The organism is Dietzia sp. KRD202 (genome assembly GCF_017168155.1).
In the GTDB taxonomy this organism is placed as follows: Bacteria; Actinomycetota; Actinomycetes; order Mycobacteriales; family Mycobacteriaceae; genus Dietzia; species Dietzia kunjamensis.
The window spans coordinates 383,241-394,203 of sequence record NZ_JABFAN010000006.1 but is presented as its reverse complement, the minus strand read 5'-3'; the positions used below and the strand labels follow the sequence as shown (position 1 = coordinate 394,203).

Annotated in this window: 7 protein-coding genes and 3 pseudogenes; 4 read left to right on the top strand and 6 right to left on the bottom strand. The window is 63.6% G+C overall.

Going from position 1 to position 10,963, the window contains the following annotated elements; translation table 11 throughout:
- From istA (J1M64_RS04890) to J1M64_RS04880, 3 genes are all read left to right on the top strand, one after another.
- On the top strand, window positions 1–1,516 hold a 1,516-nt coding region (istA, locus tag J1M64_RS04890), incomplete at its 5' end, for an IS21 family transposase (RefSeq protein WP_206473191.1).
- Entirely contained in the window at window positions 1,516–2,283 is a 768-nt protein-coding gene (locus J1M64_RS04885; RefSeq protein ID WP_006898359.1) for an ATP-binding protein, read from the top strand. The genes istA (J1M64_RS04890) and J1M64_RS04885, both read left to right, overlap by 1 nt.
- Before the next feature lie 140 nt (window positions 2,284–2,423).
- A complete protein-coding gene (locus J1M64_RS04880; protein ID WP_206473189.1) occupies window positions 2,424–3,866 on the top strand; it encodes an integrase core domain-containing protein in 1,443 nt (480 codons plus the stop codon).
- A gap of 221 nt (window positions 3,867–4,087) precedes the next feature.
- On the opposite strand, the gene J1M64_RS04875 is transcribed toward J1M64_RS04880, so the two are convergent.
- The 4 genes and pseudogenes from J1M64_RS04875 to J1M64_RS04860 form a co-directional block, all read right to left on the bottom strand.
- Complete coding sequence (locus J1M64_RS04875) at window positions 4,088–4,399, bottom strand: hypothetical protein (RefSeq protein WP_206473187.1); 312 nt, start codon at window positions 4,397–4,399, stop codon at window positions 4,088–4,090.
- A gap of 57 nt (window positions 4,400–4,456) precedes the next feature.
- Window positions 4,457–5,884 (bottom strand): annotated as a pseudogene (gene istA / locus J1M64_RS04870) (IS21 family transposase); the annotation flags it as partial.
- A 178-nt stretch (window positions 5,885–6,062) separates the two neighbouring features.
- Window positions 6,063–6,539 (bottom strand): annotated as a pseudogene (locus J1M64_RS04865) (IS481 family transposase); the annotation flags it as partial.
- Window positions 6,540–6,675: 136 nt separating this feature from the next.
- Entirely contained in the window at window positions 6,676–7,677 is a 1,002-nt protein-coding gene (locus tag J1M64_RS04860; protein WP_206473183.1) for an IS481 family transposase, read from the bottom strand.
- A 137-nt stretch (window positions 7,678–7,814) separates the two neighbouring features.
- Between J1M64_RS04860 and J1M64_RS04855 the strand changes: the two are divergent.
- Window positions 7,815–8,108 (top strand): annotated as a pseudogene (locus J1M64_RS04855) (integrase core domain-containing protein); the annotation flags it as partial.
- 36 nt (window positions 8,109–8,144) lie between these two features.
- Here J1M64_RS04855 and J1M64_RS04850 read toward each other — a convergent pair.
- Window positions 8,145–9,233: a glycosyltransferase gene (locus J1M64_RS04850; RefSeq protein WP_206473180.1), complete on the bottom strand. Its 1,089-nt coding sequence runs from the start codon at window positions 9,231–9,233 to the stop codon at window positions 8,145–8,147.
- 187 nt (window positions 9,234–9,420) lie between these two features.
- Complete coding sequence (locus J1M64_RS04845; RefSeq protein WP_206473178.1) at window positions 9,421–10,746, bottom strand: UDP-glucose/GDP-mannose dehydrogenase family protein; 1,326 nt, start codon at window positions 10,744–10,746, stop codon at window positions 9,421–9,423.
- Between the last annotated feature and the right edge of the window lie 217 nt (window positions 10,747–10,963).

Here is a 10,963-nt window from a genome sequence, read left to right as displayed (position 1 = left end):
GGAGATCGCGGCGGTGAAGAAGACGATCACCGCGTACGGCATCACCGCCGGCCAAGCGTCGTCGATGAACCCGGCCGAGATCGCCGGGATGTTCCCCGACGGGCGCAAACGCGTCTCGGAGGACTACGCCAAGCCCGATTTTGATCGGGTGCTGGCGTCGATGAAGTTCAACCGGCACTTCACCATCCAGCAGGCCTGGGGCAAATATCTCGCCGCTCCGGCCGGAAGCGGGAAGAAGTACGGGTACTCGCAGTACTGCGCCCTGTTCGCCGAGCACGCCCGCATCAAGGACGTCGTGGCCACGCTGCATCACGAACCCGGCAGAACGATGCTGGTCGACTGGGCCGGCGACACCCTCGAGGTCCTCGACGCCGTCACCGGAGAGGTCACCAAGCTGTACTTGTTCGTGGCCGTCCTGCCGTACTCCGGTGCGGTGTTCTGCCGCGGCTTCACGGATATGAAATCGCCGTCCTGGATTGACGCTCACGTCGCCGCATTCGCGTTCTTCGGTGGGACACCGCAGATGGTGGTGCCCGACAACCCGACCACCGCCACTCATCGGCAGAAGCAGGGCGAGGCGGCCAGGGCTGTCAACGTCCGCTACCAGCAGCTGGCCGACCACTACGGCACCGCGATCGTGCCGGCCCGGGTCCGAAAACCCCGCGACAAAGCAGCCGTAGAGTCAGCAGTGGAAGTGGTCAACAAACGCGTCATCGGCTACCTCGCCGAGGAGGTGTGGACCACCGTCGAGGCCCTGAACGCGGCGATCGACGAACGGGTCGCGGAGATCAACACCCAGATTCGCCGAGCTGACGGTACGACCCGGTGGGAGAGGTTCGAGTCCGACGAAGCGCCGCTGCTGGCGGCCCTGCCCGACGACGGGTTCGCCACGGTGGAATGGAAGCAGCTCAAGGTCGGACGGAACTATCACGTCTCCTGCGATTCGCAGTACTACTCGGTGCCGTACACCTTCGCCGGTCAGCTGCTGCGGGTGCGCCTGACCGCGCAGTCGGTGACGCTCTTCGACGGTGACCAGGTCGTCTGCGAGCACTCCCGGCGCCACGGCCGCAAGGGCCAGTACTCGACGGTGCTGGCTCACGCCCCGAAAGAGCACCAGGGTATCGACGGCCTGTGGTCGCGGCAGTGGTTCACCGACCGTGCCCGCGGGTTCGGCCCCGCCACCGAGAAGGTGATCGCCCAGATCCTGGATCGTCACGTGATCGAGGCGCAGGGCTATCTGGACTGCCAGAACATTCTCGAAACTCTCGGCAAGAGAAGTCGCCAGCGGCTCGAGGCGGCCTGCCAAGTGCTGCTCAACCAGAACAGCGTCGGCAGTTACAGCGTGCTCAAACGCGTCATGGCCACCATCGACTCCGACGGCAAAGCGCCCCGACCCGTGGTCCCGGCGGCGGCCACTCGAAAGCCCCCGCCACCGGCCGGGGCCCGAGACGACGGCGCGGTGCAGGTGCGCTCGGCCGATCACTATGCGCGCGGCCGCAGCGGGGAGGGCGTGTGATGTTCACCGAGATCGATCACCAGAAGTTCCGCAATCTGCGCATCACGCACGTGGCGACCCGGTTCGAGGAGCTCATCAGCGATGAGGCCAATGACGAGCTCACCCCGGAGCAGATCTTTCTCACCGCCGTCGACGACGCCTTGGACCAGCGCCAGGCCCACCGGATCGACAAGCTGATCCGAGCGGCGAAGTTCCCGATCCCGCAGGCCTCGATCGCGGAGATCAACTACCAGGAAGGACGCGGGATCACCCCGGTGCGGATGAAACGCTACGCCGGGCACCACTGGCGCCAAGACCCCACCAACCTGCTGGTCCTCTCACCGACCGGCGGCGGGAAAACCTACCTGGCCTGCGCGATCGGCATCGCCGCCTGCCAGAACGGGCACACCGTCACCTACGCCCGCATGGACGAACTCGCCCGGCGGCTGGTCATCGCCCGCGGCGACGGCATCCGCCACCAGAAGATGCTCAACGACCTCTCGGACGTGGAGCTGCTGATCATCGACGATTTCCTGACCGTGGGTATCGATCCTGAGGCCGCGAACGACTTGTTCGCCGTGTTGGCCAACCGGGAGCACCGGCTGCCGACGATGATCGCTTCCCAATCCCGGCCGGCGTACTGGCTCGAGGCGCTGCCTGACCGGGTCGCCGCGGACTCCATCGTCAACCGCCTGGCCAACAACGCCCGCGAGATCAACCTCGGCGAAGTCGACATGCGCCGACAGCGCGACGACCAAGCCCGAGCCACTACCGGCTACTGGGAGTAACCCCCGACGGTGCCGGCCCGCTTCACACACGGGCCGGTTCCGGGTCGCCGGAATGGCGGTACCAACTCGCCGGACCCGCGGTACCGACAAGCCCTATCTGCCACACAGGAATCGGCGTGGGCTGGGCGAGTGTGGCGGTCATGTCCAATTCACTGTCGCCCCGCACGCGGGCCTCGATCATTAACTATGACCCGACCCAACCGCACGCCTTGTCCGTGACCGAGTTCTGCCGGTCCTTGAAGATCTCGCGCAGCGTGTTCTACAAGGTGCGCACCCGCTCGGCTCAGGAGTCGACGGCGGCGTTGCATCCTCGCTCTCGAGCGCCACGGTCTCCGGCTCGGCGGTATGGCGCAGACGTGGTCAACGAGATCGTCGGGATCCGCAAGCGGCTCAAGAAGGATGGATGGGATTACGGCCCACGCTCGATCCACTACGAGGCCGCGATGCAAGACGCTTTCCCCGGGGACTTCATTCCGTCGGTGGCGACCATCGGCCGGTTGCTGTCCGCAGTCGGGCAAGTCGACCCGGCCCCGAAGAAGCGACCGAAGTCGTCCTACATCCCGTTCGTCCGCGCCACAGCGATGGCGCTGTGGCAGCTGGACGCGTTCGAGTATCGCCTCGCTGACGGCACAACTGCGACCGTCTATCAGGTGCTCGGCGACGCGACCCGCTACGACGTCGGATCGTGGGCCCATAGCCGGCACGAGAACAGCATCGACGCTAAACGTGTACTCGAGGACGCGATTGAGCGGCACGGCGCTCCTCAGGAGTTGCTGTCGGACAACTCGTCTGCGTTTAACCAGCTACGCGGTGGCAGGATCGGCAACGTGGAGGTGTTCCTCGCCTCGAGAGGCACTATGCCCATCACGGGCCTGCCGGGAAGGCCCACCACGCAGGGCAAGAATGAACGCTCACACCAGACGATGACCCGGTTTCTCAATGCGAACCGTCCAGGCACGCTGGAGCAGTTGCGCGAGCGGATCACCAGGTTCCGCGAGCACTACAACCACCGCCGCCCGCACCAGGCTCTGGACCAGGCCACGCCGCGGACTGCGTGGGATTTACTCGACCACACCCCTGCGGTCGAACCGATTCGCATGGAGGTGCTCCAAGCAAAGGCCTCCCAGTATCGGCAGGCTCGACGCTTGAGCCAACGTCAGATCGGGCGTGCAACGGTAACGGTCTCCAAGTCAGGGCAAGTGCTGCCTGGACCGCCCAGCGTCGACGCGATGGAGCAGGCCGCGGACCAAACGGTCGTTGAGGTCACGGCAGCGAACCGGCAGGTCTATTACCACGGGTACGCCGTACGCCTTCCGACCACGTTCGGCGGACGCGAGTTCTACCGGAGCATCACCGACGACGAGTTTCTCCTGTCCGACATCACCACCGGCGAGGTCGTCATGTCTTTCCCGCTGCCAATGGTGGCGCTGCGGGTCCGCGGCCGGCACGTCGCCTCCTACGCCATCCGAGGCATTCACGTGGCCAACCCGACCGCACAGTGGGCGCGGAAGATTGCCGAACATGAAGCAGAGTTCGCTCGGCGTCAGGAGACTGTCCCCGAGGTCTTTGGGGACGGTCGATGACGCCGTCCACCAACTCCTACGGGGCAACGCGCGACGCTTGGTAGATGTGCACGAAGTCGTGAGATCGGCTGTCACCGAAGAGACGAGATCCGGTGTCCACGATGTTGCGAGATAACACACCGAGTCGCCGGAATCCAAGTACCGGATCGCCGCACTAGGCGTACCCACTAGCCCTATCTGCCAATGCCCCTCGGACCTCATCTGGCCGATGAACTCGCAGATCACCGGCTGCGGGGGTCGAGTTCCCCCGCGAAGAAAATCGAGGCCCGGCGCATGATCTCCAGGTCCTCGGTCAGCCGCCGGTTCTCGGCCTTGAGGCGCTTGATCTCGGCGCTCTCCTCGGTGCTGACGCCGGGCCGGGCGCCGGCGTCGACGTCGGCCTGCACAGCCCACCGACGGACCGTCTCCTTGCCCAGCCCCAGACGGCGGCCCACCTGGTCACAGCAGGCCGTCAGCGACGAGTACTCACCGCGGTGCTCGGCCACCATCCGCAGCGCCCGCTCCTTGACCGCGGGATCGATTTTCTTCGGCATACAACCATCCTCCTCGACTCGAAAAGGAGGCGGCGGGAAACCTGGGGCGGTTCACAGTGAGCGCACCGGCCCGGTCAGCGCCAGGGCGCAGGCGGCTTCGACGCGCTCTGCTGAGAACCGCCGCGAAAGGCGCAGCACCGCCAGGGCAGCGTCCAGGCCCTGTTCGTCGACGGGCACGGACTCGAAGATCCGGCCCGCCACGATCACCGCCGCCGGCCCCACCCGCTCGGCCCACGCCCGTACCCGGGGCGCATCCCACTGCTGGTACTGGCGGCCAGCCGGCAGGTCGGCATCGTTGGTGCGGTACTGCCCGGAGGCTCCAGCTGGGAGCAGCAGGTGGCTGGAGATCCGCTCGGTGCCGAGGTAGATCTCCAGCGTGCGGGCGGTGATCCGCACATCGACCTTGGTGCCGATGTGCGCCAGCGGGGCCGAGTAGAAGTTCCGCTCGAACACCACGTGCCCGTTGCGGCCCACCCGGCGGCCGTAGAGCCACCGGCTGATCTCGAACGCCACCGCCGGCAACGGTGTCAGCAGCGGCCGCTCCTCGGCGGTGAAGACCTCGAGCCTCGAGCCGGGGCGTTTCTGGAACGGTTCGCGGTTGTAGGCGTCCATCCGCTCACCGATCGCCTCTGCCAGTTCGGGCACCGTGTGGAACTTGCGGTCCCGTAGGCCGGCGATCACCCAGGTCGCTACGTGCGCCACGGTGTTCTCGGCGCCAGATTTGTCCTTGGGGCGCCGTATTCTGCCTGGTAGGACCGCTGCTGAGTAGTGGGCGGCCATTTCCCGGTAGGCGTCGTTGAGGACGATCTCGCCGTCGCGGGGATGGGAGACCACGCCGGTTTTGAGGTTGTCGCACACGATCCGCGGCACCGACCCGCCGAAGGCGTCGAACATCGCCACGTGCGCCCGAAGCCACGCGTCCTGCTGCATGTCGGTCGATGGCCAGACGAACGCGTACCGGCTGAATGGCAGGCACGCCACGAATAGGTACACCTTCCGCGTCGCTCCGGTGACCGGATCGGTGAGCTCCATCGTGGGGCCGGACCAGTCGACCTCGACCGTCTGGCCGGCCTTGTGCCCGACGCGGGAGGCGGCGCCGGTGACCATCACGTGTCGCTGGTAGGTCTTGCACCACCGGTCATAGCCCATCGCCGGCGCTTTCGCGTGGGCGCAGCGGTCGGTGTACTCGCCGTGCAGCAGCTTGAGTGTGACCCCGACCCGGGCCATCTCGCGGTGGACCTGTTCCCAGTCGGGCTGGGCGAACACGCTCTCGTGTTCCCCGCGGCCCGGGAACAGGCGGGCGTACACCTGCTCATCGGTGAGCTCGGCGACGTCGTCCCAGCTCGTCTCGGTCGCATCGGCGGCCTCCAGCACCGCCGCGATGCTCTTGCGGGACATGCCCTGCGAGGCGGCGATCGCCCTGCCTGACAAGCCTTCGGCGCGAAGCTGCAACACGAGCTTCGCCCTGATTTTCCGTACAGTCACGGATTGCTCCTTCCGCCGCGTGCCCTATACACGCGGCGGAAGGAGCCTAGAAGCGGGTGGCCCCCACGGACGCTACTGCTGGCCCCCAAGCGCAATATTCGCAATCTCGGCCACTGGCCCCCAGAGGCAATACCGATGGACCCCAGTGAGACGAATATTCAGTTGTGCCGTCAGCGAGGCGATACTCGAACGCGTCCAGCTGCCACAGCGCCATCGCTGTGGCGCGGACGAACGGGATGTAGGACGACTTCGGTCGCTTCTTCGGGGCCGGGTCGACTTGCCCGACTGCGGACAGCAACCGGCCGATGGTCGCCACCGACGGAATGAAGTCCCCGGGGAAGGCGTCTTGCATCGCGGCCTCGTAGTGGATCGAGCGTGGGCCGTAATCCCATCCATCCTTCTTGAGCCGCTTGCGGATCCCGACGATCTCGTTGACCACGTCTGGGCCGTACCGCCGAGCCGGTGACCGTGGCGCTCGAGAGCGAGGATGCAACGCCGCCGTCGACTCCTGAGCCGAGCGGGTGCGCACCTTGTAAAACATGCTGCGCGAGATCTTCAAGGACCGGCAGAACTTGGTCACGGACAAGGCGTGCGGTTGGGTCGGGTCGTAGTTGATGATCGAGGCCCGCGTGCGGGGCGACAGTGAATTGGACATGACCGCCACACTCGCCCAGCCCACGCCGATTCCTGTGCACGATGTGGTGAGACAGCGTGTCCACGATGTCATGAGATCGTGTGTCCTCGAAGTGATGAGACAGGACACGCCGGAATCGAAGTACCGGATCGCCGGACTAGGTGTGATGCCCAGCCAGGTTGTTCAACCTGGTGATGGGTGCGGCTTTCCCGATCGCGGAGTGGGGCCGGTGGTGATTGTATTCGTGAATCCATGCCGGCAGAGCTGCGAGGCGGGCGTTCTCGGAGTTGTAGAACTTCTTGAACGCCCAGCCCTCGGCCAGAGTGCGGTGGAAGCGTTCGATCTTGCCGTTGGTCTGGGGCCGGTAGGGGCGGGTCTTCTTCGGCGTGATTCCCAGGTCGGCGCAGGTGTCGCGCCACAAGTGTGATTTATAGCAGCTGCCGTTGTCGGACAGAACTCGCTGCACGGTGACCCCGCGGTCGGCGAACCAGGCCACGGCGTTGGAGAGAACCTCGGTGGCAGTCTCTTTGGTCTCGTCATTGCGGGCCTCGACATAGGCCACGCGCGAGTGATCGTCGATCACGGTGTGCAGGTAGCAGGTCCCGAGCTTGGGGTTGCGCCACTTGTTGCGAGGCATGCCGGGCGTGGCGCTGCGATTGCGGCCGCCCTGCTGGCGTCCTACGTAGCGCCATCCTCCACCGTCGGGGACCCGTCCCAGCTTCTTGACGTCGACGTGGATGAGGTCTCCGGGCTTTTCGTGCTCGTAGCGGCGGATCGGCTCGCCAGTCGCACGATCGATATGGGTGAGCCGGTTGATGCGGCATCGGACCAGGACCGCGTGCACGGTGGAAGAGTGCATGCCGAGCCGGTCGGCGATCTCAACCGGCCCGAGCCGCTGCTTCCAGCGCAAGTGCACGATCTTGCGCACAACCGGGGCCGGCGTCCGATTCGGGTGACGGTGTGGGGCGGACGATCGGTCGCCCATGCCGTCCGGGCCTTCATTGCGGTAACGGTCGGCCCACTTCTTCGCCGTGCGCCAGGAGACGTCGTAGCGTTCAGCGGCTCGAGCCGGTGGCCAGCCCTGTTCCACGATCAGGCGCGCCAGTCGTAGTCGGGCGCGAGGGGTCAGCGCTGCGTTGGTGTGAGTAGCGTGGGACACGAAGGCCTCCTGGGTCGCGGAGCGGTTCTTAGACAGCTCCACTCCACACCGGGGAGGCCTTCGCCCATCTACAAATCAAATGGTCTCGTCACAGCTTCTCGACCAACGTGCCTGGACATCACAACTAGGCGTACCCACTGGTCCTATCTGCCACACTCCGCGAGGCCGGGATGCAGGGGTCGATCGGCAGCGTCGGCGACGCTCTCGACAACGCACTCATGGAGTCCACGATCGGGCTGTACAAGACCGAACTGATCAACCTGGAGACCACCCGTAGGTGGACCGGACGCACCGAGGTCGAACGCGAGACCGCGGACTGGGTGAAGTGGTTCAACGACGAGCGACTGCACTCGGCGATCGACTACCGACCCCCCGTCGAATACGAGGAGATGTACCGTTCCAATCAGGCGACCGAACCACAGGCCGCTTGATTCAGCAAGACCCTCCGACGGAGCCAGTGCGGTTCATTAGTCGCGTAGCAGTTGGATTGGAAAGAGTTCTGGTTGCGGCGTAAGGCTTGGTTCAGGCTGCGGTTCGATTAATAATCGCTCGAGGTCGTCTGTGACCCGCTCCACATCAAGCGGTTGAGCGGCATGGCCCGTCGTCTCATGATAGATCTTCCTGAAGCCAGGAGGGCCAGCTGCCAACGTTTTCACACCGAGAGCCGCGGCCTTGGCCATAGTGGAGTTTGTACAGTTGACTGAGTATAGAACTGAGACGATATCGAGAGAGGCAACGTCAATGTTGACCTGACTATTGCTTCGGACTTCGTCGTCGATCACAAGGGATATGGAACTTCTTGACAATCGGCGGGCCAAGTCAGCAACCTCGGCTTTGTAGTTCGGCTGGACTGGGCCCAGAAGCGCGAGGCCAACCCGATGAGTTCCGCGTCGGTTTAGACGCTCAACGGCGTCTATCAAAATGGCGATATTCTTGTACTTAGAGATCACCCCAACAACACCGATCCAGGTAACCGATTCGTCCATCGCCAACCGCCTGCGATTCTTTTCAGCTGCCTTTCGAATCGTTAGGAAATCGTCTTCAATTATCACCGGGTCGGAGACCGCGTGCTTGCTCGGGCTCGAACCCGAGGCCGCGGCTAGGAATTTCACCCTTATGCGGCGCGCTAGTCTGGATTGAAGAAGGGAAAGCGCAAGCCACTTGGCTACAGAATGGCGGCTCGGCCAGCCGAGTTCAGACCGTTCCCACCGTGGGTCGTGAATAATCAGTAGGACGAGCGGTACTCTCCCCCATAGTCGGGGGAATCGCAGTAGTTCCCGTGCGAAGCCATCGCCATCAGGGACGATGATTTGGGTGGCGTCTAGCTGCGCGGCCAGTCGGTACACTTCTCGAGGGCCGATATGCGGAGTACTCAGCACGGTCAGTTCCTCGTCACTAAGGCGGCTCCGCAAGTTATCTTTAAACTCGACGGAATCTATTACGGTGCCGTTAGTCACAAAAGCAAAAGGTTCGTTCTGATGATGCAGGTGATCGATCAGGAGTCTCACAAACACTAGCCGATGGCCCGAGGCGCGGCTTTCAACGACAACTTTCATGTCACCTCACTCAATCCTGGCGCCGTTGCGCTTGGTCTTTTTCTTGGTTCGTCGCAGCCAAACGGGCGTGCCCCCGGGGGCGGGTTTTAAGAAGTGCTGGGGGCAATGCGGAGCTCGCCTCTGAACGCTAGGACCCGTGCGGCCACCAAGCCGAAACGGAAGGCAAGTGGCCCTATAACCCGGCGCACTAACCGCGACCGAGCGCATAATAGGACCAGCCGAGGTTGCACCACCGATCTGAGGGCATACAATTGCGGCCGTCGAGCAAGACTCTGCCGCGGGCGACGGCGCCCACCGTCTCGGGGTCGAGTTGCACGAATTCACGCCACTCCGTAGCGACAAGGACGGCGTCGGCTCCCGCGCAGGCCTCCAACGCGGATTCTGCGTAATTAAGAGTCGGAAAGCTGCGGCGGGCATTAGCCAAGGCCTTAGGGTCGTAAACAATCGTGTTAGCGCCTTTAAGTGAGAGCATTCCCGCCACGTTAAGTGCGGGAGAATCGCGAACATCGTCCGAATTGGGCTTGAACGATGCGCCCAATACGGCGATGGTCTTGCCAAGTACCGTACCTCCGCAGGCGCGGGAGGTAAGTTCAACCATCTTCTCGCGGCGACGCATATTGATGGAATCGACTTCGCGCAGAAAGGTTAACGCTTGATCGGCTCCCAGCTCGCCCGCGCGAGCCATGAAGGCACGGATATCTTTCGGGAGGCAGCCGCCCCCGAACCCGAGCCCCGCGCCCAAGAATTTCCTGCCGATTCTATCGTCGAGGCCGATGGCGTCAGCAAGCACTGTGACGTCCGCCCCGGCGGCCTCACAAACCTCTGACACCGCATTAATAAAGCTGATCTTTGTCGCCAGGAAGGCGTTCGCGCTCACCTTAACCAGCTCGGCCGTTTCTAGATCGGTAACCACCACGGGGCAGGCTCGTTCGCGCTCAAGTATGGGCGCGTAGGCTCTCCGGAGAACCTGTTCACCCTCTGAATTCGCATTCGCGACACCAATAACAATGCGGTCAGGATCGAGCGTGTCGTTAATTGCGAACCCTTCTCGCAGGAATTCGGGATTCCAGACCACCTCGGCCTGAAGACCTCGAGCGACACCAGTGTTAGCTAGCTCCTGTAACTTCGCAGCCGTACCTACAGGGACGGTCGACTTGCCTACTATGATCGCGTTCCGGGGCAGTAGGGGAGCGAGATCGCGTACAACCTGCTCGACGAAAGTCGTGTCGGCGGCAAAGTCTGGCTCGCGTTGTGGGGTCCCGACCCCAATGAAGTGCAGGTCTGCAAAGTTCGCGGCTTCGGAGTAGTCGGTCGTGAAGCGCAGCCTTCCGGACGCTACATGCGTCCGTAATAGACTCGGCAACCCGGGCTCGTAAAATGGTGCGTCGCCCGCCGCCAGCCGTTCGATTTTCGTCGCGTCAACGTCGACTCCGATCACCGTGTGGCCAAGCTCTGCCATGCACACGGCATGTGTGGCGCCAAGATACCCAGTACCGAACACGCTGATTTTCATAATGCTCCAGTTGACTCCGGCGCGGCCAAGAGCCGAGCCGCGGTGACTCTTATCTACTAATGCGTTCGTGAGTACAGAACAGAAATACTAGCTCCACCCTCCTCCTCCGACCGGACCAATCTTCGCTGCGAAGGAGACGCTGTGAGCAAGATTGTGATCATCAATTGGGTGAAATCATCGGATATCGGCGACTGGAGATATGCATTCGTGCTGCTGC